General features: G+C 72.3%; 26 protein-coding genes and 1 pseudogene. 14 read left to right on the top strand and 13 right to left on the bottom strand.

The features are described 5' to 3' along the window. Positions 1–83: 83 nt before the first annotated feature. Together ABZ809_RS17890 and ABZ809_RS17885 are read right to left on the bottom strand one after the other, a co-directional pair. Positions 84–515: a hypothetical protein gene (locus tag ABZ809_RS17890; protein WP_357563600.1), complete on the bottom strand. Its 432-nt coding sequence runs from the start codon at positions 513–515 to the stop codon at positions 84–86. Continuing rightward, positions 512–1021 (bottom strand): SigE family RNA polymerase sigma factor, encoded by a 510-nt coding sequence (locus ABZ809_RS17885; protein ID WP_357563599.1) that lies wholly within the window; start codon positions 1019–1021, stop codon positions 512–514. Before ABZ809_RS17885 ends, ABZ809_RS17890 begins: the two co-directional genes overlap by 4 nt. A 142-nt stretch (positions 1022–1163) precedes the next feature. Between ABZ809_RS17885 and ABZ809_RS17880 the strand changes: the two genes are divergently transcribed. Further along, entirely contained in the window at positions 1164–1646 is a 483-nt protein-coding gene (locus ABZ809_RS17880) for a hypothetical protein (RefSeq protein WP_357563598.1), read from the top strand. 53 nt (positions 1647–1699) lie between these two features. Here ABZ809_RS17880 and ABZ809_RS17875 read toward each other — a convergent pair. Beyond that, a pseudogene (locus tag ABZ809_RS17875) lies at positions 1700–2518 on the bottom strand (EamA family transporter); the annotation flags it as partial. 92 nt (positions 2519–2610) lie between these two features. On the opposite strand from ABZ809_RS17875, the gene ABZ809_RS17870 reads away from it, so the two are divergent. From ABZ809_RS17870 to ABZ809_RS17855, 4 genes are all read left to right on the top strand, one after another. Then, positions 2611–3114 carry a MarR family transcriptional regulator gene (locus tag ABZ809_RS17870; protein ID WP_357563597.1) on the top strand — a complete coding sequence of 168 codons (504 nt, stop codon included), beginning with the start codon at positions 2611–2613 and terminating at the stop codon, positions 3112–3114. A gap of 46 nt (positions 3115–3160) precedes the next feature. After that, positions 3161–3928, top strand: a complete 768-nt coding sequence (locus ABZ809_RS17865) for a peptidase E (protein ID WP_357563596.1) — start codon at positions 3161–3163, stop codon at positions 3926–3928. 145 nt (positions 3929–4073) lie between these two features. Continuing rightward, positions 4074–5159 carry a redox-regulated ATPase YchF gene (ychF, locus tag ABZ809_RS17860; RefSeq protein ID WP_357563595.1) on the top strand — a complete coding sequence of 362 codons (1086 nt, stop codon included), beginning with the start codon at positions 4074–4076 and terminating at the stop codon, positions 5157–5159. Positions 5160–5206: 47 nt separating this feature from the next. Continuing rightward, positions 5207–5683 (top strand): hypothetical protein, encoded by a 477-nt coding sequence (locus ABZ809_RS17855; protein ID WP_357563594.1) that lies wholly within the window; start codon positions 5207–5209, stop codon positions 5681–5683. Here the strand turns inward: ABZ809_RS17855 and ABZ809_RS17850 are convergent. Then, positions 5669–5878, bottom strand: a complete 210-nt coding sequence (locus tag ABZ809_RS17850) for an undecaprenyl diphosphate synthase family protein (RefSeq protein ID WP_357563636.1) — start codon at positions 5876–5878, stop codon at positions 5669–5671. The genes ABZ809_RS17855 and ABZ809_RS17850 overlap by 15 nt on opposite strands. Before the next feature lie 462 nt (positions 5879–6340). On the opposite strand from ABZ809_RS17850, the gene ABZ809_RS17845 reads away from it, so the two are divergent. Together ABZ809_RS17845 and ABZ809_RS17840 are read left to right on the top strand one after the other, a co-directional pair. Further along, a complete protein-coding gene (locus ABZ809_RS17845; protein WP_357563593.1) occupies positions 6341–6562 on the top strand; it encodes a hypothetical protein in 222 nt (73 codons plus the stop codon). Positions 6563–6937: 375 nt separating this feature from the next. Then, positions 6938–7162, top strand: coding sequence for a hypothetical protein (locus tag ABZ809_RS17840; RefSeq protein WP_357563592.1), 225 nt, complete (start codon positions 6938–6940; stop codon positions 7160–7162). Between the two features lie 14 nt (positions 7163–7176). Here the strand turns inward: ABZ809_RS17840 and ABZ809_RS17835 are convergent, their stop codons facing one another. Beyond that, positions 7177–8115: an MBL fold metallo-hydrolase gene (locus ABZ809_RS17835; protein WP_357563591.1), complete on the bottom strand. Its 939-nt coding sequence runs from the start codon at positions 8113–8115 to the stop codon at positions 7177–7179. A 5-nt stretch (positions 8116–8120) separates the two neighbouring features. Beyond that, positions 8121–9341: a helix-turn-helix domain-containing protein gene (locus ABZ809_RS17830; RefSeq protein WP_357563590.1), complete on the bottom strand. Its 1221-nt coding sequence runs from the start codon at positions 9339–9341 to the stop codon at positions 8121–8123. A gap of 90 nt (positions 9342–9431) precedes the next feature. Here ABZ809_RS17830 and ABZ809_RS17825 point away from each other — a divergent pair, with 90 nt between their 5' ends. Then, positions 9432–11081, top strand: a complete 1650-nt coding sequence (locus ABZ809_RS17825; RefSeq protein ID WP_357563589.1) for an FAD-binding dehydrogenase — start codon at positions 9432–9434, stop codon at positions 11079–11081. Between the two features lie 52 nt (positions 11082–11133). Here ABZ809_RS17825 and ABZ809_RS17820 read toward each other — a convergent pair whose 3' ends face one another. Beyond that, a complete protein-coding gene (locus ABZ809_RS17820; RefSeq protein ID WP_357563588.1) occupies positions 11134–11469 on the bottom strand; it encodes a YnfA family protein in 336 nt (111 codons plus the stop codon). A 132-nt stretch (positions 11470–11601) separates the two neighbouring features. Beyond that, complete coding sequence (locus ABZ809_RS17815) at positions 11602–11724, bottom strand: hypothetical protein (protein ID WP_357563587.1); 123 nt, start codon at positions 11722–11724, stop codon at positions 11602–11604. A 326-nt stretch (positions 11725–12050) separates the two neighbouring features. Between ABZ809_RS17815 and ABZ809_RS17810 the strand changes: the two genes are divergently transcribed. The 4 genes from ABZ809_RS17810 to ABZ809_RS17795 all read left to right on the top strand — a co-directional run bounded on the left by ABZ809_RS17810 (position 12051) and on the right by ABZ809_RS17795 (position 15198). Continuing rightward, on the top strand, positions 12051–13052 hold the full coding sequence (locus tag ABZ809_RS17810; RefSeq protein ID WP_357563586.1) for a hypothetical protein: 1002 nt from the start codon (positions 12051–12053) through the stop codon (positions 13050–13052). A gap of 254 nt (positions 13053–13306) precedes the next feature. Beyond that, positions 13307–13555 (top strand): hypothetical protein, encoded by a 249-nt coding sequence (locus ABZ809_RS17805; RefSeq protein ID WP_357563585.1) that lies wholly within the window; start codon positions 13307–13309, stop codon positions 13553–13555. Positions 13556–13646: 91 nt separating this feature from the next. Beyond that, complete coding sequence (locus ABZ809_RS17800; protein ID WP_357563635.1) at positions 13647–13970, top strand: YciI family protein; 324 nt, start codon at positions 13647–13649, stop codon at positions 13968–13970. Beyond that, entirely contained in the window at positions 13963–15198 is a 1236-nt protein-coding gene (locus ABZ809_RS17795) for a sigma-70 family RNA polymerase sigma factor (RefSeq protein ID WP_357563584.1), read from the top strand. Before ABZ809_RS17800 ends, ABZ809_RS17795 begins: the two co-directional genes overlap by 8 nt. Here the strand turns inward: ABZ809_RS17795 and ABZ809_RS17790 are convergent. Both ABZ809_RS17790 and ABZ809_RS17785 read right to left on the bottom strand, forming a co-directional pair. Then, positions 15191–15553 (bottom strand): PH domain-containing protein, encoded by a 363-nt coding sequence (locus ABZ809_RS17790; protein WP_357563583.1) that lies wholly within the window; start codon positions 15551–15553, stop codon positions 15191–15193. The genes ABZ809_RS17795 and ABZ809_RS17790 overlap by 8 nt on opposite strands. Before the next feature lie 72 nt (positions 15554–15625). Continuing rightward, positions 15626–16510: a LysR family transcriptional regulator gene (locus ABZ809_RS17785; protein WP_357563634.1), complete on the bottom strand. Its 885-nt coding sequence runs from the start codon at positions 16508–16510 to the stop codon at positions 15626–15628. An 85-nt stretch (positions 16511–16595) separates the two neighbouring features. Between ABZ809_RS17785 and ABZ809_RS17780 the strand changes: the two genes are divergently transcribed. Then, positions 16596–17042, top strand: coding sequence for a VOC family protein (locus tag ABZ809_RS17780; protein WP_357563582.1), 447 nt, complete (start codon positions 16596–16598; stop codon positions 17040–17042). On the opposite strand, the gene ABZ809_RS17775 is transcribed toward ABZ809_RS17780, so the two are convergent. Continuing rightward, positions 17029–17334 (bottom strand): 4a-hydroxytetrahydrobiopterin dehydratase, encoded by a 306-nt coding sequence (locus tag ABZ809_RS17775; protein ID WP_357563581.1) that lies wholly within the window; start codon positions 17332–17334, stop codon positions 17029–17031. The two genes, ABZ809_RS17780 and ABZ809_RS17775, sit on opposite strands and share 14 nt — an antisense overlap. Positions 17335–17517: 183 nt before the next feature. Here ABZ809_RS17775 and ABZ809_RS17770 point away from each other — a divergent pair, with 183 nt between their 5' ends. Further along, positions 17518–17955: a (deoxy)nucleoside triphosphate pyrophosphohydrolase gene (locus ABZ809_RS17770; protein ID WP_357563580.1), complete on the top strand. Its 438-nt coding sequence runs from the start codon at positions 17518–17520 to the stop codon at positions 17953–17955. 76 nt (positions 17956–18031) lie between these two features. Here the strand turns inward: ABZ809_RS17770 and ABZ809_RS17765 are convergent, their stop codons facing one another. Both ABZ809_RS17765 and ABZ809_RS17760 read right to left on the bottom strand, forming a co-directional pair. Further along, positions 18032–19129, bottom strand: coding sequence for a succinate dehydrogenase/fumarate reductase iron-sulfur subunit (locus ABZ809_RS17765; protein WP_357563579.1), 1098 nt, complete (start codon positions 19127–19129; stop codon positions 18032–18034). A gap of 3 nt (positions 19130–19132) precedes the next feature. Continuing rightward, positions 19133–21082: a fumarate reductase/succinate dehydrogenase flavoprotein subunit gene (locus tag ABZ809_RS17760; RefSeq protein ID WP_357563578.1), complete on the bottom strand. Its 1950-nt coding sequence runs from the start codon at positions 21080–21082 to the stop codon at positions 19133–19135. Positions 21083–21086: the final 4 nt, after the last annotated feature.

Below are 21086 nucleotides of genomic sequence, written 5' to 3'. Positions count from 1 at the left end.
CTGCCCGGCGGCTCCGGCTCGCGGAAATCGGACGTGGCCGTGCGGGTGGCGGCAGGGCCACCGCACGGCCACGTCGGCGCGTGTCAGCGGATGCTCGTGGCCGCGGGTGGTGGCGCGGGGTGGGTGGGGGTGGGCGGCGCCGTGGGGTAAGGGGGCGGCGGTGTGGTGGGGGCAGGGGACGGCGGCGCCGTGGGGTAAGGGGGCGGCGGTGCGGTGGGGGCAGGGGTGGGCGGCGCCGTGGGGTAGGGCGGTTGGTCGGCGGTGCCGCTGGGGCTGGGCGGGGCTGTCGGGGCGGCCGGACGGGCCGGCGGGGCGTCCGAGCGTGCCCCGGCGACCGCGAACGGGGCGGCGATCAGGACGGCCGCGACGACGCCCACGACGCCGGTCACCGCGGTGGTGCGGCGGCGGGCGCGGAGTCGCCGTTCCGCCGGGTTCAACTGGTCCTGCACGACTGGTGCCTCCTCGGCGAGATCGGAGAGGGTGGCGCGGATGAGGTGTTCGAGTGGATCGGTCACTGCCGTACCTCCAGGAACTCGACGTCCGGCAGGAGTTGGCGCAGCCGGGTGACCGCGCGGTGGGTGCGGCTCCGTACGGTGCCGACGGAGCAGCCCAACAGCTCGGCGACCTGGGACTCGGTGAGGTCCTCGTAGTAGCGCAGGACCAGCACCGTGCGCTGCGCCGGCGGTAGTCGCCGCAGCGCCGTGCGCATCGCGAGACGTACGTCCGTGCCGTCGCTCGGATCCGGATCCGCCGGCTCGGCCGCGGTGGTGAGCTGTGTCTCCCCGCGGCGGCCCCACCGTCGCCACCAGCTCACCCGCTCCCGGTACATGACCGTGCGCAGGTAGCCCTCCGGATCCGCGTGCCGGATCCTGCGCCACCGCGGGATCGTCCTTGCCAGAGCCGACTGGAAGAGATCCTCGGCGGCGCTGCGGTCCCCGGTGAGCAGGTACGCGACCCGCATCAACGCCGGGGTCCGGCTGGCCACGAACTCGGCCAGCCGGGCCCGATCGTCCTCGTCCACTTGCGCACCCCCGTTGTTCTGTCACCGGTACAGACGCTCCGGGCGGTGCCGAGCTATCCGTGATCCGGGGGAGTCTCCGGCGCGGGAAAGTGTCGGTTGTGGTCGGTACGGTCCGGCCACCAACTCAAGAAGGGGTGCGGTGATGGCGAGCCTGGCGGGTCGGGGAGCGGCGTCGACACGGGACGAGCACCCCGCGCTGGACGGCGTGGTGGTGCAGGGCTTCTACGACCGGATGCGCGCGGTCGCCCCGGCCGCCGTCGGCGCGATCGAACGGGACCGCGCCGGCGATCCGGGGCGGGCGTTCGGTGACACCGCCTGCGGCCGGCTCGTGCGCTCGCTCGACGCCGACGGCCTCCGCGCGCTCGGCATGTGGGTGCACCACTGGTGCATGCGCTTCTACGACGACGACACCCGGGTGGCGCTGCGTCTGGTGCGCGAGATCGCCGGCCGCGCCGGCCTGGGCTGGACGGCCGACGAGGCGCGCTGGATGCTCCGTGAGTCGTACGCCGCCGGTCCCGCCGCCGAGGCCCGCTTCACCCTGCCGCTGGCCGCCGCGGGGGAGCTGGCTCCCGGCACCCTGCGCATCGAGCCGGTCGTCCCGCGCCAGCGCGGGCCCCGCGACTGACCCACCGGCCGGGCCGCCGCCGTGGCCGGCAGTTGCCCCACCACGGTGGCGCCGACCGCCACGGCGAAGCCGGCGAGCTGCCAGCCGGTCATCGCCTGCCCGAGCACGGCCCAACCGAGCGCGGCGGCCGTCAGCGGGCTGAGCGCGCCGAGCAGGGAGACCTGGGTGACCGGCAGCCGGGCCGCGCCCCGGAACCACAGCGCGTACGCCAGCGCCGTCCCGGCCAGGGCCAGCCACGCGTAGCCGGCCAGCGCCGGCGGGTCCGGCACGGGCGGCGCCCCCTCGACCAGCAGGGCCGCCGGTGTCACCAGCAGCCCGCCGGCGGTGAGCTGCCAGCCGGTGGCGGTCAGCGTGCCGACGTCCGGTGGGCGCCCCCAGCGCCGGGTCAGCACCAGGCCGGCGCCCATGGCGGCGGTGGCGGCGAGCCCCGCGGCGATTCCGGCCGGGTCGAGCCCGGCGTGGGGGCGCAGCACGACCAGGGCGACGCCGGCCAGCGCCGCGAGCGCGGCGGCGAGCGCCCGGGGGTGTGGGCGTTCGTGGAGCACGAGCACCGTCAGCCCCGCCACCAGCAGCGGCCCGGTGGCGCCGAGTACGGCGGCGGTGCCGCCCGGCAGGTGGTAGGCGGCGAAGAAGAGCAGCGGGAAGAACGCCCCGATGTTCAGTGCACCGAGGACGGCCGCGCGCCACCACCAGGCGCCGTGGGGGAGGCGCCTGGTCAGCGCGAGCAGCAGCAGGCCGGCGGGGAGGGCCCGGATCGCGCCGGACCAGAACGGCCGGTCGGGCGGCAGCAGCTCGCTGGTGACCAGGTAGGTGGTGCCCCACATGGCCGGCGCGGCGGCGGTGAGCAGGATGTCGACCCGGCGTCGGTGCACGGCTCCCTCTTCCTCTCGATGCTAACTATCTTAGCGCTAAGCTACTTTGCGGCGAGTCAAAGTGGGAGTGCGAGGTGCGGCACAATCCGGGAGTGACCGAGCGGGACGAGGTCGACGGCATCGTCGAGCAGTGGCAGCGGGAGCGGCCGGGGATGGGCCCTGAGCCGATGGCGGTCTTCGGCCGGATCTACCGGTTGGCCCGCCTCGTCGGCGACGAACAGGAGCGCGTCTACGCCCGCTGGTCCATCAGCCGGGGCGAGTTCGACGTGCTCGCCGCGCTCCGCCGCGCCGGGGCCCCCTACACGCTGGCGCCGAAGGCGCTCACCGCCTCGCTGATGCTCACCTCAGGTGGGATGACGGGCCGGCTCGACCGGCTGGAACGCGCCGGGCTGGTCCGCCGTTCGCCCGACCCGGCCGACCGGCGCGGGCTCCAGGTCACCCTCACCGCCGCCGGCCGCGAACTGGTCGAGGAGGCCGCCGAGGCGGGGCTGGCCGTCCAGCGCCGGCTGCTCGACACGCTGCCCGCCGGGGACCAGCAGCGGCTCGCCGACCTGCTGCGTACGCTGCTCGGCGCGGTGACCGACAGCGGGCGGTGAGTCCGGCAAGCGGGTGGCCAGCGCCCGGCGGTGGGCCTCGGGCAGGATGGGCATCGCCGACCCCGACGGAAGGACGACCGTGCCCGCCAGTGAACCGACCATCCTCGCCACCAGCATGGGCATCTACGCGCCGCGCCGGGAGGGGGCGGCCCGGCGGGTCAACCCCGTCTTCGACCTCGCCGCCGAGCTGGCCGACGCCGGGCCGGAGCCGAGGATCTGCTTCCTCAACCAGGCCGAGGGGGACCAGCCGGCCACGATCGCCCGGGTCTACGAGGCGTTCGCCGGCAGCCGGTTCCGGATGACGCACCTGGCGCTGTTCCCGATGCCCAACATCGACGACGTCCGCGCCCACCTGCTGGCCCAGGACGTGGTCTGGGTGGGCGGCGGCAGCGTCGCCAACCTCTGCGCGGTCTGGCGGGTGCACGGCCTCGGCGAGATCCTGCGCGAGTGCTGGGAGGCCGGCGTGGTGCTCGGCGGCGTCTCCGCCGGCTCGATCTGCTGGCACACCGGCGGGGCCACCGACAGCTTCGGCACCACGCTGCGCGGCTTCACCGACGGGCTGGGCTGGCTGCCCTACGGCAACGGCGTGCACTACGACAGCGAGGAGCAGCGCCGGCCGCTGATGCACCGGCTGGTCGGCGAGGGCACGCTGCCGACCGCGCACTGCACCGACGACGGCACCGGCCTGCTCTACCGTGGCGAGCGGCTGGTCGAGGCCGTCGCGGACCGCGAGGGCCCCTCGGCGTACGAGGTCAGCCGCGCCCCGGACGGCAGCGTGCGGGAAACCCCGATCGGCCCCCGCCTGCTCGGCTGAGCCGCCGGGCCGCCGGGCCGCGTGGCCCTGCGGGGCCGATCTTGGTACGGGAGCGCCCCTTGGGGGGCCGTCTCGTACCAAGATCGGCTAAACGCGGCGGCCTGCCTTACCGAGGGCGTGGGGCATCGGCGTAAGCTGGCTCGTCGTGAGTCTCACCATCGGCATCGTCGGCCTGCCCAACGTCGGCAAGAGCACCCTGTTCAACGCGCTGACCAAGAACGACGTGCTCGCGGCGAACTACCCGTTCGCCACCATCGAGCCCAACGTCGGCGTCGTCGGGCTGCCGGACGATCGGCTGCACAAGCTCGCCGAGATCTTCACCTCGCAGAAGGTGCTGCCCGCGCCGGTGTCGTTCGTCGACATCGCCGGCCTGGTGCGCGGCGCCTCCAAGGGGCAGGGCCGGGGCAACGCGTTCCTGGCCAACATCCGCGACGCCTCGGCGATCTGCCAGGTCGTCCGGGCCTTCTCCGACCCCAACGTGGTGCACGTCGACGGCAAGGTCTCCCCGGCCGACGACATCGAGACGATCAACACCGAGCTGATCCTGGCCGACCTGCAGACCCTGGAGAAGGCGGTGCCGCGGCTGGAGAAGGAGGCCAAGCTCCGCAAGGACCGGGCCGCCGCCGTGACCGCCGCCAAGCAGGCCGTCGAGCTGCTCGACACCGGCGTCACCCTCTACGCGGGCGCCAAGGACGCGGGCATCGAGCTGGAGCACCTGCGCGAGCTGCACCTGCTCACCACCAAGCCCTTCCTCTACGTCTTCAACGTCGACGAGGCCGAGCTGGGCAACGCCGAGTTCCTCGACGAGCTGCGTGCCCTGGTCGCCCCGGCCGAGGCCGTCTTCATGGACGCCAAGATCGAATCCGAGCTGGTGGACCTGCCCGAGGAGGAGGCCCGCGAGCTGCTGGAGTCGATCGGGCAGAACGAGCCCGGCCTGGACCAGCTCGTCCGGGTCGGGTTCCGCACGCTCGGGCTCCAGACGTACCTGACCGCCGGCCCCAAGGAGGCGCGGGCCTGGACCGTCCCGGTGGGCGCGACCGCGCCGGAGGCCGCCGGGGTCATCCACTCCGACTTCCAACGCGGCTTCATCAAGGCTGAGGTGGTCTCCTACGGCGACCTGGTCGCGGCCGGATCGATGGCGGCGGCCAAGGCCGCCGGCAAGGTCCGGATCGAGGGCAAGGAGTACGTCATGCAGGACGGCGACGTCGTGGAATTCAGATTCAATGTCTGATTTCCGTTCGACGTCTGCCGCCTGGGCTCCGCCTTACGACGCTTGACGTGACGGCTGACCCGCATTTTCCGATCGACTCCTGGATCGAGGCGGGGAGCGAGAGCGCCGATGGCGGTGAGATCGTCGTGATTCTGCCGGACGGGATGGAGACGACGGAGGGTAGGCGGAGCCTGGTGGTCGCCTCGGCTGACGCGGATCGGGCCCGCTACCTCCATGACCGCCAATGGCTCGACCATGCGATCCACGAGCTTCCGGCAGGTGTGCTCTGGGGACCCGACGGCGCGACGCCCGCACAGTGCGCCGAGATGCTGGACGGCCTGAGCGAGTTTGCTCGTGTCTGCGCTCGCCTCGGACTCGATGACCACGCACAGTTCATCGAGGCCTGCCGGTGGCACTTCGACCACTACCCGCACTACCTGGGTCGCCGTCAGCACTTCGTGGACTATGAGACATACATACGGGACCGACGCGGACCGTTGCGAATCTCGTCTCCCCTCGCCCCGGACTGGCTAAGGCGTCGCTGACCAGTAGCGCCTGATGTTGCTCGCCAACCGAATCCGGAACGTTGTTGTCACGCTCCGAATCGTCGGCTGCGGGCCGAATAGGAGCGCGCACCAGCCCAATACCTCGTGGATGTGTTCCGCGCCGTATCGGTGGCCCACCCGAGGGTCAGCGAAGCCCGCCTGCCTGGCCCACCGGCGGTTCCCGTCAATCACCATTGCCACATGCCGTGGCAGCGACGCGCCGGCCAGCTGCGTGCGGAGCCGGTAGACGGCACGGCGCACGGGACGCATCATGATCGAATCAAATCACCCCGGTGGCGCTGACGTTGGCCCGCCTGCCCGCGGCCGAGGCGGACTGTCGACAGCAAGGAGCCAGAACAGAGACAGCTACCGGCGGCCGGAGTCGACAATTGCCCGAGGTCGCATACGCGAATGGAACTCGCCGGACACAGCGGCCAGAACTCACAAGCGACGGGGTCGTCGGGTGCAGACACGAGAGGCAGCGTGCCGGGACAGTCAACCGGCTCAGGGGAAGGCCCGTCGATGTTCCGCTTCGACGCTTGGAATCCACCCCGCTCCCACCGGCCACGAGGTAGTGCCGCGCTCCGGGCGCCCCGGCGGTCTGCTGCCTGCCGGCTCGGTGTGCCGCGGCCCCGCATCGATGGCAGGATCTGTTGGGTGAAGCAGGCGGGGCACCCTTGGTGGCAGGTGGCGAAGACGCCCAGGCAGGGGTTCATCCTGGGTGGCATCTGGCTCCTTGTGGCGCTGACGCACGGGTTGGCCGCCATCGGCGAGCCGATCGGTTGGCGCCTGGTCCTCGGCGGGCTGACAGCCCTTCTTGGTGCTTGTTACGTGGTGACGGCCCTGCTGCTGCGCCAACGACAGCGCTCAGGCCAGTAGCTGCTCACGCTGGCGTCGAGTCAGCCCACAGGGCGCACAGGTCACAAGCCATCGTCGAACGCCGTCAGGCAACGGTCAGCCCTGGCAGCCGGAAAAGCCGCGCCAACCGCCGCGTCGATGGCAGCTCTGCGAGGACCAGCTACCCGCGGTCGTTCTTCTCGGGCAAGGTGGCCAACGCCGCCAGGACGGCGCACGGCGCCAGACAGCCCAACAGGCCGCACAGCGGCATGGCGGCCATCCATAAGAACCCCTCCATACGGCTGGATGGTAGGCGCTTGGTCAGAGCCGTCTGCGCCGGACGCAGGTCAGGCCGTCATGCTGATGGCCCGGAGGCAGGGACTCGTCTGGCCACCCGGGCGCCGGCAGGATGATGGAGTGTCGACCGAGCCCGTCACCGCAGGCCGGATGCAGTTGGTGGACGACCTGGAGGGACTGCCCGGCAGTTCCGGCGGCTGTCTTCTCGCCCTGACGTTGGACGTTCCGGTCTGCCTTCGTTTCGGCGACGTCTGGTGGATCGAGGACGAGGTGCTCTACGTCCGGCGGGGGGACTCCCCGGCTGTGCCGCATCGAGGTCGTCTCGAATGGCGCCGGAGGTGGTAGCACGAAAGGCCGGGTCACCTCAGCCCCGCCCAGGGATCCTCCCGACGCCACAGGGTCGGCAGGTGGAGGGCGACCCCGTCCTGGTCGGCCAGCCGGGCGAGGACGCGCATGGTGACGTCGAGGTCGTCGCCCGCGAAGGGCAGGGCGCGCAGCGGGCGGTCGAGCGGGCGGAAGAAGTCGTCCCAGTGGACGAGGACCACCCGACGGGCTCCGACGGCCCGTACGGTCTCGGCCCAGTACGTGCGGATGTAGTCCTCGTCCCGCACGCCGAGTTGGCCGACGCCCAGGTAGACGACGTCGGCCCGCCGTCCGGCGAGCGTTCCTGGCCGGTAGCCGGCGCTGCCCTGGACCAGGGCGGTCCGGCCGCTCGCGTGCTCGACGAGCACGGACCAGGCCTCACCGCACCGGTAGGCGGACGCCCTGGCCGGGGGCACCACGGGTGCGGTGATCGTGCCGGGGAAGCGGTCCGGTGGGCAGTGCCCGGACTCGACGAACGTGAGGGTGAAGGCGCCCAGGGGCATCGGTTCGTGCGGCGTGACGACGTGGATCCGGTCGTCGGGGAGGCCGGCCCCTCGGCCGACATTGGCTGCGGACCGGCCACCGGCGAGCACCGCGCCGGTGCGCAGGGCGACGGTCGCGGAGTCCATGGCGTGGTCGAAGTGGGTGTGCACCGGGAGCACGGCGGCCAGCCGGCGTCCACCGTCGTCGCGGTCCAGTTCCAGCCGGGTGAGTGCGGAGTTGATGCGCGTGTCGTCGGGTGCGAGCCTGCCGAGGGCGACCCTGAGCAGGGACGGCCGGGAGAAGAAGCCGTCGGTCAGCACCGCCGTGTCGCCGTCGTCGAACAGCAGGCTGGAGACGCCGAGGAACGTGACGCCGAAGTCGGCCGTCGCGGGTGGGACGTCGAATCGGTCGGCGTAGGCGCCCAGGTCGGGGCGGCCGAGCTTGATGCGCATGGGCGTCACCTCCTGACGGGTGGTCGACCGGTCGTCGTACGGTCGCGGTCGGCGACCTCGTCCACGGTCCGGGCGATGTCGAGCATCAGGCGGTCCCAGGAGAGACGGACGTCGCGGCCGGAGAGCTCGGTGATCCGGCGTAGCCGGTGCCGCATGGTCTGCGGGTGCAGGCCGAGCCGGTCGGCCGCCTCGGTGGACGAGCCCCAGCGCAGATAGCCGCTGAGCCCTTCGCGCAGGTGCGCGTGCTTGGCCTCGGCGACGGGGCCGAGGGCCTCGGCCGCGAGTTCGGCGGGGTCGACGGACGGTTGCCCACGCAGCAGGGCCACCAGCATCGCGTCGCCCCGGTCGAGGATCGGCGAGTCGGCGAACGCCTCGTCGGGCGCGTGGTCGAGCGCGGCGGAGGCGAGGCGGAACTCCGCCGGAAGCGTGGCGGGCGTGACTCCCCGGATCACGCAGGCACGCCACTTGCGGAACGTCAGTTCGCCGGTCAGGTCCCCGACGGTGGCGGCCAGCAGCACCCCCTGGTGTCGCCGGAGTGCGTGCAGGACGTCCAGAGGCTGGCCGCTGCCGGCCGAGGCGATCGACGAGGCGAGGTCCGCGACGTCGCCCTCCGCGAAGACGGCCCCGGTGCTGTCCGGTGCGACCACGACGAGGGCGAGGGTCGCCGGGACCGCGATGCCGAGTTGGGCCGCCCGGTCAGCCAGCACGGCTGCGGAGGTCTGCCGGCCGGTCAGGAGGTCGTGGGTGAGGCCCGCGAGCATCTGCGTCCGGTTGCTGTTCAGCTGTTCGAGGGCGCCGTGGTAGCCGGCGAACAGCGACTCCGACAGCTGGTCGACGCTGGTGAGCAGCGTACGGTTCAGCGCCACCACGTCGGACAGGGCCAGCCCGCCGGCGGCCAGGTCGATGACCAGGTCACTGATCTCGACCGCGGCGACGCGGTAGGCGCGCAGCACCGCGAACAGGGGGCGACCGTCGGCGGCCCGGGCGGCTCCGATGCCCCGGAAGCGCTGGAGGTCGGCGGCGGTCAGCCTGCTGTCGTCGATCCACATCTCGATCAGCCGACGGATCGCCCACGCGGCGATGGCACGGGTCTCGGCCAGTTGGGTGGGGCTGATGGTGGCGTAGGCGGGGACCTCGCGCCGCACGGCGGCGATGACGCGTTCGTCGACCCCGCCGCCGTGCTCGACGAGTCGCCGCTGCACGGCCACCCGCTCCGGAAGGCCCATGGCGCTGTTTTATCACTGCATGACAAGGCAGATCCTCATCTGCGGCGGTTCTGGTCGTCAGCGGAGACGACGGTGAGGAGAGTGCCTGTCATGGACGCAGAGGTGATCGTTGTCGGGGCCGGCCTGGCCGGTCTGGTTGCCGCCGCCGAACTCGCGGAGGCGGGCCGCCGGGTGATCCTGCTCGACCAGGAGCCCGAGACGAACCTGGGCGGGCAGGCGTTCTGGTCCTTCGGCGGGCTGTTCCTGGTCGACTCGCCGGAGCAGCGCCGGATGGGAATCAGGGACTCGCGCGAACTCGCCCTCCAGGACTGGCTGGGCACCGCCGGGTTCGACCGGCCCGAGGACGAGTGGCCGCGCAGGTGGGCCGAGGCGTACGTGGACTTCGCCGCCGGGGAGAAACGGTCCTGGCTGCACGCCCGGGGCGTACGGTTCTTTCCGGTGGTCGGCTGGGCCGAGCGCGGCGGATACCTGGCGACCGGGCACGGCAACTCGGTCCCGCGATTCCACGTCACCTGGGGCACCGGGCCCGCGGTCGTCGCGCCGTTCGCGCACCGGGTCCGCGAGGCGGTCTCGAAGGGGCTGGTCACGCTCGCGTTCCGGCACCGCGTCGACGAGCTGGTGGTGACCGACGGGGCGGTGACCGGCGTCCGGGGTGCCGTCCTGGAGCCGAGCGACTCCGCTCGCGGAGTGGCCAGCAGCCGCACGGTGGTCGGTGACTTCGAGCTGACCGCCCAGGCCGTCCTGGTGGCCTCCGGCGGTATCGGTGCCGACCACGACCTCGTCCGGCGGAACTGGCCGGCCCGGCTCGGCACCCCACCCGAGCACATGATCACCGGGGTCCCCGCCCACGTGGACGGGCGGATGCTGCGGATCACCGAGGACGCCGGTGGCACCGTCATCAACCCCGACCGGATGTGGCACTACGTCGAGGGGGTGCAGAACTGGAACCCCGTCTGGGCCGGCCACGGCATCCGCATCCTGCCCGGGCCCTCCTCGCTGTGGTTCGACGCCACCGGCAGGCGACTGCCCGGGCCGCTCTACCCCGGCTTCGACACCCTCGGCACGCTGGCGCACCTGCGCACCACCGGGCACGACCACAGCTGGTTCGTGCTCACCCAGAAGATCATCGAGAAGGAGTTCGCCCTCTCCGGCTCCGAGCAGAACCCGGACCTCACCAACAAGTCGGTCGTGCAGACCCTCGGCCGGGTCCGCCCCGGCGCGCCCGCCCCCGTCGAGGCGTTCAAGCGGCACGGCGAGGACTTCGTCGTCGCCGACACCCTCGACGAGCTCGTCGCCGGCATGAACGCCCTGACCGGCACGCCCCTGTTGGACGTCGAGGACATCCGGCGCGAGGTCGTCGCCCGCGACCGGGAGCTGGACAACGCGTTCACCAAGGACGGCCAGATCTCCGCCATCCACAACGCCCGCAGGTACCGCGGCGACAAGCTGATCCGTACGGCGACCCCGCACAAGATCCTCGACCCGAAGGCCGGCCCACTCATCGCGGTCCGGCTGCACGTGATCACCCGCAAGACCCTCGGCGGCCTCCAGACCGACCTGTCGGGGCGGGTGCTCGGGTCCGACGCGACCCCGGTCCCCGGCCTGTACGCCGCCGGTGAGGCGAGCGGATTCGGCGGGGGCGGCGTGCACGGCTACCGCTCCCTGGAGGGCACCTTCCTCGGCGGCTGCATCTTCTCCGGCCGCCAGGCCGGCCGCGCGATCGCCCAGGCTGTCGCCTGAAGGGGAGACCGGGCGAGCCGGGCGGGCGCTGCTGAGACGGCCCGCGCCGGGGTCAGTTGCCGCGTGGGGCGTACATGATGACGGCGACCCCGACCAGGCAGATGGCCGCGCCGACCAGGTCGTAGCGGTCGGGGCGGAACTTGTCGACGACCATGCCCCACGCCAGGGAGCCGGCGACGAATACGCCGCCGTAGGCGGCCAGGATCCGGCCGAAGTTCGGGTCGGGCTGGAAGGTGGCCACGAAGCCGTAGGCGCCGAGGGCGACGACCCCGCCCGCCACCCACAACAGCCCCCGGTTCTCCCGCCAGCCCTGCCACACGAGCCAGGCCCCGCCGATCTCGGCGAGCGCGGCGAGCAGGAACAACAGGATCGAGCGGGCCACCGTCATGAGCTGGACGGTAGCGGGAGCGTCAGCCGGCTGTGGCGGCGAGGCGTCGCTCCGCGCCGCGGGGGTCACCGTGGTGCGTGACCCCGGCGGCGGGTGGTGCGCAGGTGCGGGCCGACGCCGGGCCGGCCGGTGTCACGGCGCCAGGATGATCGGGTTGCCGGCGGCCAGGGTCTTCTCCAGGCCGACCAGCGCCGAGTAGTCGCCCTTGTCGCGGGCCTCCGCGAGCTGTTCGAGGGCGTCGTAGTCGTAGGGCATGTCGGGAAGCGGGTAGACGGCGACGGGGGAGCCCTTCCGCGAGATCGAGATCGTCTCCAGCCAGTACGCCTTATTGCAAAGTTCTGGCAACTACCTAGGATTGGCAGTCGGGGGGGGATCGGGTACGCCTCCCCGCCGTGGCCGACCTGCGTCGGCAGGGCGCGCCTCCGCGCCGCGATGATCACCTGTGGAGGCGCGCCCTTCGCGTGCCGCCGGGTGACGCCGTCCGTCACCTAGCTGGGGCTGATCGATCCCGATTGGTCGGATCTCCGACCCGCCGGAGCGCCGGCGCGGCAGGCGGGTGTCGAGCGCCTACGATCTCGCCCATGATCACTCCGTCCCTCTCGCCCGATGTGTTCGCTCGTTATCCCGGGCTGGAGAACCTCGGCCGGACAGCGACGCGGCTGCACCCGCGGCCCGGGTCGGTCACGGCCGCCGGCAGCCACGTGGGCGGGCCGCTGCGGTGGCCGGCCGACGAGCCGTGGCCCACCTGCGACCTGCCGTACATGGTGCAGGAGGAGGTGCCGCTCCCGGCCGAACTGGTGGCCCGGCTGCGGGAGGCGGAGAGCCGTCGTACCCAGGCGCATGTCCTGGCCGACGGCGAGGTGGAGTTGCACGAGGAGATCGCCCGCCTGGTCGGCACGGGCTTCAGCGGCTGGGGTTCGGTCGACGGCGGTCAGGTCGTCGGCTACCGGTACGGTCCGCGATCGCACCCCGGGCCGAACCCGATGATCCCGCTGGCGCAGCTGCGCGCGGTGGACGTCCCCGACCTGCCCCGCCCCGGTGGTGCCGACCTGTTGCAGGTGCTGTGGTGCCCGTTCGAGCACACCGTGCCGCCGTGGGGGCCGACGGTGGAGCTGCGCTGGTGGCGGGAGGCGGACCTGACCGACCTCCGCGCCGAGCCGCCGCGCGGCGAGGCCGGCGCCGACGAGTACGTGCCCCGGCCGTGCCGGCTGCACCCGGAGCGGATCGTCGAGTACCCGTACCCGGACGAGTTGCCGGAGCACCTGCGGAGGCTGGTCGACAAGCACGAGGACTACCTCGACACGTTCATGGCGCCCGGCTGGAAGGTCGGCGGCTACGCCCGGTGGAGCCTCACGGACGTCCTTCCGACGCCGTGCCCCCGCTGCGCCGGCCCCACCACGCTGGCTCTCGTCATCGACTCCTCGGAGCGCGGATCCGCGCGGTGGCAGCCGAGGCGGGCGGACGGCGAGCCGGACGACGACTCGTACGAGCCGACCGAGGTGATCGTCGGCCGCTACGGCGCGCTGCGCATCTTCGTGTGCCTGAGCTGCCCGGACGCGCCGTTCCTGCTCGACCAGCAATGAGCGGGAAGCCGTAGACGAGTAGGTACGACGGGTGGGCCTTGCCGTCACATGGCGCCGACGCATACCCGGCTCGCCCCCGTTGCCTGACGCGCCGAGTGGAACACCATGGGTGTCAACGCCCGTGTTTGACACCCATGGTGTTCCACTCGCGGGCATCGGCGGGACGTGCCTCCGGTGTCGGCTGCGGGTCAGCCGGCGGCGGGGCGGGTCAGCTCGACCTGGTCGCCGGCCAGCACCTCCGTGGTGCCCTCCGGGTGGCGGATCTCCAGCACCGGCACGCCCAAACGCGGGACCTGCTCACCGCCGTACGTCTGGCTCGGGTGGTGGCGCGGTGGGCGAGCGTGCTCGCCCAGACCGACCCCGGCGAGACCACGGTCTCCGCCGAGGATGCCCAGCACCTGCGCCATCGGGTCTTCTGTGACACGCTGCTGCCCGACGGCTGGCGGTGCCTGCTCCGGGCCGACCACGACGGCTCCAGCACCCGCCGCCCGGCGAGATTCTGAAGATCGCCGGCCGCGACGTGTCCGGAGCCGGGCAGCCCGTTCGTCACCCTGGTGAGAACCCGACACCGAGGAGCGCGGCATGAAGTACCTGATGTTCGTCTGCACCGACAGCGAGCCGGACACCGACCGGGCCGACTGGCCGGACGTCGAGGCGTGGGTCGCGGAGAACGACGCCCGGGGGCGCCGCCTGACCGGCGACGCCCTGGCGGACACGACGGCGGCCACCACGGTCCGCGTCCGCAACGGGGAACTGCTCGTCTCCGACGGCCCGTTCGCCGAGACCAAGGAGGTGATCGTGGGCTTCGACCTGCTGGAGTGCGCCGACCTGGACGAGGCGATCGAGGTGGCGCGCGCCCACCCGATGGCCCGCGAGGGGCGGCTCGAACTGCGCCCGATCGTCAGCCTGCATGGCTGACGGGCCCACCGACCGGCTCGCGGTGGCCGACGCCGTCGCCACCGCGAGCACCGGGTCGTACGCCCGGATCGTCGCGTCGCTGATCCGGGTGACCGGCGACTGGACCCTGGCCGAGGACTGCGCCCAGGAGGCGTCGACGCTCGCGCTGACCCGTTGGCCGGCGGAGGGCGTGCCCGCCAACCCGGGCGGCTGGCTGATGACGGTGGCCCGCAACCGCGCCGTCGACGTGCTGCGCCGCGCCTCGGTCGAGCGGCGCAAGCTGCGCGAGCTGGCCGCCCTCGCGCTGACGGAACCGGAGCCGGAGCCCGGGCCGGCGGGGGAGGGGGAGATCGTGGACGACCGGCTGCGACTCGTCTTCACCTGCTGCCACCCCGCCCTGTCACCGGAGGCGCGGGTCGCCCTGACGTTGCGTACGGTCTGCGGGGTGTCGACCGCCGACATCGCGCGGGCCTTCCTGGTCACCGAGTCGACCATGACCCGGCGGCTGACCAGGGCAAAGGCGAAGATCGCCGCCGCCGGAATTCCCTACCGGGTGCCGACCGGCCCGGCGCTCGCCGAGCGGCTCCCCGGCGTCCTCGCCGTGCTGTACCTGCTCTTCACCCGGGGCTACGACGCCGACGGCGAGCCCGCCTTCGCCGACGAGGCGATCCGGCTGGCCCGACTGCTCGACCGGCTGATACCGGCCCAGCCCGAGGTGGCCGCCCTGCTGGCCCTCTTCCTCCTGCAGCACTCGCGGCGCGACGCCCGGCGCGACCGCGACGGCAACCTGCTCACCCTCGACCGGCAGGACCGTGCCCGTTGGGACCACGCCGCCATCGCCGAGGGCGTCGCCGTCCTCGCGCGGGTCCGGGCGGACGGCCCGTACGCCCTCCAGGCCCGGATCGCCGCCTGCCACGCCACCGCCGCGTCCGCCGAGGCCACCGACTGGGGCGTGATCGCCGGGGCGTACGACCGGCTCGCCGGCTGGCACCCGTCGCCGGTGGTCGAGCTGAACCGCGCCGTCGCGCACGGCTACGCGCACGGGCCGGCGGCGGGGCTGGCGCTGCTCGCCGCCGCCCGGGCCGGCGGGGCGCTGAACGGTTACCCGCTCGCCGTCGCCGCCGAGGCCGAGTTGACCGCCCGGCAGGGCGACCGCGAGCGGGCCGCCGCGCTGTTCCGGCGGGCCGCCGACGCGCACCACGGGGCGGAACGCCGGGCCCTGCTCGACCGCGCCGACCAGCTCAGCTGATGTGGTGCAGGATCACGTTGTGCACGTGGTGGCTCTTCTCGGCGCCCCGGAACTCCACCTCGTAGGTGTGCGTGCCGACGTGGATCGCGATCGCTCCGGTGGAGAAGAACGAACCGCCCCAGGACTTGTTGCTGACCACGCTGACGCTGGTGATCTTCGAGTACGGGATGCTGGTGATGGCGTACCGCTTGCCGACGAAGGAGCGGTCCTGGATGATGACGCGCCGGTCGGTCAGCCCGATGAAGCCGGTGCCGGTGCCGACGGCGTCGTAGACGGCGATGATCTGTTCTCCGTGGAGCAGGCCGCTCTGGATCTGCTGGAACTGCTCCTTGCGGTCGTACGTCGCGTTCGCCATGCCCTCCACGGTAGGCGGGGCGCGCCAGTCCCAAGATCATCACCGGGCGGGGGCGGGAACTCACTCCGCGAATCAGGCCGCGTTCGCGTCGGTCGCGGCCCGGACGAACTCCCGTACCCGGGCCGTGTCGTTGCTCTCCCGCCAGACGAGGCCGCGCCGGATCGGTGGCGCGTCGCGGATCGGCACGTACGCCACGTCGGGGCGCGGGTAGTAGCGGCGGGTGTGTTCGCCCACCGGCAGCACCCCCCGACCCATGGCGACCAGCGTCAACATCTCCGAGAAGGTGTTGCCCGTGGGCCCCTTGGGGACCGGCCGGCCCGACGGGGTGCGCTCGGGGGTGCGGTCGCGCTTGAACTCCGCCGAGGTCACCGCCGGGTACTGCACCACCGGGTGGTCGCCGAGCGCCTCCAGGGAGACGGAGTCCTCCCGGGTCAGCGGGTGCCCGGCGGGCACCGCGAGCAGCCGCCGTTCCTCCAGCAGCGCCGGCCCGCAGGCCATCCCGTCGAAGGGGTACGCGGCCATCAGGAGGTCGACCGAGCCGTCGAGCAGGCTCTGCCGGGAGTTGAAGAGCTGGACCTCGTGCACCTCGACCTGGCAGTCGGGGTGCCGCAGCGAGAACAGGGTGACCGCCTTGAGCAGCGGCGGCGCGGTCCACTCGCCGAGGAAGGCCACCCGCAGCCGCCCGGTGACGCCCCGCCCCGCCTCGACGGCCCGGCGTACCGCGTCGTCGATGCCGGCGACCAGCGGCGCCAGGTCGTCGGCGAGTTGCCGCCCGATCGGGGTGAGCCGCACGACCCGGCTCGTACGGGCGAACAACGGCGCGCCGACCCGGCGCTCCAGCTTCTTGACCACGTGGCTGATCCGGCCGGTGGTCACCCGCAAGCGCTCCGCCGTCCGGCCGAAGTGCAACTCCTCGGCGAGGGTCAGGAAGGTCTCCAGCTCGTGGCGTTCCAGCACGTCGCGTCCCATCGTTGAAGCTGGCTCAACGATGGTAGTGCGATCGCGTCTTGGTCGCCCTCGCCGTCCGGCGGATCGTGAGGGCATGCGAACGACGACAGTCACCGACTACCTGACCGGTCTCGACACCCCGCTGCGGGTCACGGGCTTCGACCACCTGGTGCTCAACGTCACCGACGTCGAGCGCTCCCTCGACTTCTACTGCGGCCTGCTCGGCCTGGCCCCGGTGCGGGTCGGCGAGTGGCGGGCCGGGGCCGTCCCGTTCCCCTCGGTCCGCGTCAGCCCGGAGACCATCATCGACCTCGTACGCGGGGACCGGGGCGGGTCGAACGTCGACCACTTCTGCCTGGTGGTCGAGCCGTTGGACTGGGCGGAGGTGGTCCGGTCCGGCGCCTTCACGGTGTTGGAGGGGCCGGTGGGCCGGTTCGGCGCGCGGGGGAGTGCGACGTCCCTCTACGTGCGCGACCCGGACGGCAACTCCGTGGAGCTGCGCTGGTACCCGCAGGACGTCGCGGACCTCACGGCTCGGTGACCGCGCGGTACGCGTCCTCGATCCGGGCGGCCAGCAGGACCTCGCCCTCGCTCAGCGGCGCGTTGCCGTGCCCGACCCTGATCTGGGTCTGGTCGGCCCGACGGCTGATCTCTGGGCGCAGGTGCAGCGCGTCGGCCACCACCTGCACCCGTTCGGTCAGGGCAGCGTGCTGCGTGTCGTCGATGGAAAGAGTGCGTCTGATCTGTTCACCCTCCCGGATCCAACCGGTGAGTAGGGTGAGAGCGTCGCTGAGGTAGTCCTGCTTCGCTCGGCCGCTGAACAGCGCGCGCATCACCGCACCTCCCAGACGCCGTTGCCGGCTTGTGGCCAAATCGTCGCCGTCCCGTGTCTTGTCGGTGCCCTCTAGTCTGTCGTCGTGCGGTGGGTGTGTCCACGCCCACACTTCCGGGTTCTGTTGCCCTGACGGTGGGCCACGGTACCCAAACCGCCTATTGATCTGGCACGCTGGACGCCCGTGCGGACCGAACGGGCTAATGGCGGCGGGCAGGCCGAGCGACGGGAACCCAGGGTGATCGTCGGAGCGGCGATCATCAGGGACGGCCGGGTGCTCGCGTGTGCCCGTTCCGCCCCGCCCGAGGTGGCGGGCAGGTGGGAGTTCCCCGGCGGCAAGGTGGAGCCCGGGGAGAGCGAGACCGCCGCGCTCGCCCGTGAGTGCGCCGAGGAACTCGCCGTACGCGTGGAGATCGGCGACCGGGTGGGCCGCGACGTCCGGATGGCCCACGGCCGCTCGGTGCTCAGGGTGTACACGGCCCGGCTGCTGCACGGCGACCAGCCGCAGGCCCTGGAGCACTCGGCGCTGCGCTGGCTCTCCGCCGCCGAGCTGGACAGCGTCAGCTGGCTCCCCGCGGACACACCCATCGTCGCCGCCCTCCGTCCGATCCTCGCGCCCTGAGCGGAAGCGGACACCCGGGACGAAACGGTACGGGGGCCGGCGGCATCCGCCGCGGCCCCCGTCATCGTCTGCGCTGTCAGTGCTTGTCCTGCTCCGGGTGGGCGAAGTTCAGGTGCTCCGGCGGCAGCGGGAAGGTCACGTCGTCGCCGAACGGCGACGGCGCGGCGGCCCGGTCGAAGGTGAGCTCCGTCAGCGGCAGCCTGCCGTGCTCGTCTACGGCCGCCGCGGTCGGCTTCGGCACCTCACGGTGCCAGTTGACGCCCTGCTGCGCCTGCACCTCGGCGTGCGGGTCGTGGGAGCCGCCCGCGTGCGAGTGCACGCCCCCGTGAGCCGCGCTGGCGCGCACCGCACCGCTGGCGTGTCCGCTGGTCACGATGGTCTGCGGCACCTGACCCCTCCGGAAGATCTTGCTACCAAGCCACACAAGGGGATCGTACCTGCGGTCGACGACCCGCTCCTTCATGGGGATGATCCCATTGTCAGTGATCTTGATGTGCTCGGGGCAGACCTCGGTGCAGCACTTGGTGATGTTGCAGAACCCGAGGCCCTGCTCGGCCTGCGCGTACTCCTTGCGGTCGGCCTTCGCGTCCAGCGGGTGCATGTCCAGCTCGGCCGCCCGGATGAAGTACCGGGGCCCGGAGAACGCCTGCTTGTTCTCCTCGTGGTCCCGGACGACGTGGCAGACGTTCTGGCACAGGAAGCACTCGATGCACTTGCGGAACTCCTGCGACCGTTCCACGTCGACCTGCTGCATCCGGTAGTCGCCGGGCGCCACGTCGGCCGGCGGCGCGAACGCCGGCGTCTCCCGGGCCTTCTCGTAGTTGAACGAGACGTCGGTGACCAGGTCCCGGATCACGGGGAAGGTGCGCAGCGGGGTGACCGTGACCGTCTCGTCCTCCGTGAAGGTGGACATCCGGGTCATGCAGCTCAGCCGCGGCTTACCGTTGATCTCCATCGAGCAGGAGCCGCACTTGCCGGCCTTGCAGTTCCAGCGGCAGGCCAGGTCGGGGGCATCGGTCGCCTGAAGCCGGTGGATGACGTCGAGGACCACCTCGCCCTCGTTCACCTCGACCGAGTAGTCCTGGAGGTCGCCGCCGTTCTCGTCGCCGCGCCAGATGCGGAACTGGCGCTTCGCGCCCGGCTTGCCCGGCCCCGGGGAGTTCTGCTTACCCATTCGTCAGCGCTCCTTCTCGGTCTCGACGTCGGCGAGGAGAGCGTCGAACTCGGCGAGTTCCTCGTCCGTGAGGTACTTGGCCAGCTCCGCGCGGTCGAAGAGGCCGATCAGCTCCGGGCGCATCTTCGGCAGCGGCTTGCGATCCAGGCGCACGGTCTCGCCTTCGAGAGAACAGACCAGGTTGACCCGGCGCCACGTCGGGTCCATCGCCGGGTGGTCCTCCCGGGTGTGCCCGCCGCGCGACTCCCGCCGCTCCAGCGCCGCCTTCGCGGTGCACTCCGAGACCACCAGCATGTTGCGCAGGTCGAGCGCCAGGTGCCAGCCCGGGTTGTAGCGCCGCCCGCCGCTCGCGCTGACCTTCGCCACCCGCTCCCGCAGCTCCGCCAGCCGGGCCAGCGCGTCGACCAGCTCGCCCTCCCGCCGGATGATGCCGACCAGGTCGCCCATGACCGCCTGGAGGTCCTGCTGGAGGGTGTACGGGCTCTCGCCGGTGTCCCGCTGCAACGGCGCCAGCGCCGCCTCCACCGCGGCCTCGACGGCGGCGATGCCCACCTTCGGGCGCGCGGTCAGGCTGTCGGCGTACGTGGCCGCGTGGCCGCCGGCGCGCTTGCCGAACACGAGCAGGTCGGACAGGGAGTTGCCGCCGAGCCGGTTGGAGCCGTGCATGCCACCGGACACCTCACCGGCGGCGAACAGCCCCCGCACGTGGCCGAACGCGGCCCCGCTGTCCGGGTCGACCTCGACGCCGCCCATCACGTAGTGACAGGTGGGACCGACCTCCATCGGCTCCTTGGTGATGTCGACGTCGGCCAGCTCCTTGAACTGGTGGTACATCGACGGCAGCCGGCGGCGGATCTCCTCGGCGGGCAGCCGGGAGGCGATGTCCAGGTAGACGCCGCCCGCGGGGGTGCCGCGCCCGGCCTTGACCTCGCTGTTGATCGCCCGGGCCACCTCGTCGCGGGGCAGCAGCTCCGGCGGGCGCCGGTTGTTGTCCGGGTCCTTGTACCAGCGGTCCGCCTCGGCCTCGTTGTCCGCGTACTGCTTGCGGAAGACGTCGGGGACGTAGTCGAACATGAACCGCTTGCCGTCGGAGTTCTTCAGCACGCCGCCGTCGCCGCGCACCGACTCGGTGACCAGGATGCCCTTCACCGACGGCGGCCAGACCATGCCGGTCGGGTGGAACTGGAGGAACTCCATGTTGATCAGCGTGGCGCCGGCCCGCAGCGCCAGCGCGTGCCCGTCCCCGGTGTACTCCCAGGAGTTCGAGGTCACCTTGTAGGAGCGGCCGACGCCGCCGGTCGCCAGCACCACCGCCGGCGCCTCGAAGAGGATGAACTCGCCGGACTCCCGGTAGTAGCCGAACGCCCCGGACACCCGGTCACCGTCGAGCAGCAGCTCGGTGATCGTGGTCTCGGCGAAGACCTTGATCCGGGCGTCGTACGAGCCGTGCTCCCGCTTGTCCTCCTGCTGCAGGGAGACGATCTTCTGCTGGAGGGTGCGGATCAGCTCCAGGCCGGTCCGGTCGCCGACGTGCGCCAGCCGGGGGTACTCGTGGCCACCGAAGTTGCGCTGCGAGATCTTCCCGTCCTTGGTGCGGTCGAAGAGCGCACCGTACGTCTCCAGCTCCCAGATCCGCTGCGGCGACTCCTTCGCGTGCAGCTCGGCCATCCGGAAGTTGTTGAGGAACTTGCCGCCGCGCATCGTGTCGCGGAAGTGCACCTGCCAGTTGTCCCGGCTGTTCACGTTCCCCATCGCGGCGGCGGCGCCGCCCTCGGCCATCACCGTGTGCGCCTTGCCGAAGAGCGACTTGGAGATGATCGCGGTCTTCTTGCCGGCGAGCCGGGCCTCGATCGCCGCTCGCAGGCCGGCACCGCCGGCCCCGATCACGACGACGTCGTAGTGGTGCCGTTCGATTCGGGTGGTGGTACTCGTGTCGTGGTGAGGATTCGTCATGTCA

Origin of the sequence: Micromonospora sp. NPDC047074, from assembly GCF_040643815.1 — a bacterium.
In the GTDB taxonomy this organism is placed as follows: domain Bacteria; phylum Actinomycetota; class Actinomycetes; order Mycobacteriales; family Micromonosporaceae; genus Micromonospora.
This window is presented reverse-complemented; position numbering and strand designations above follow the sequence as displayed.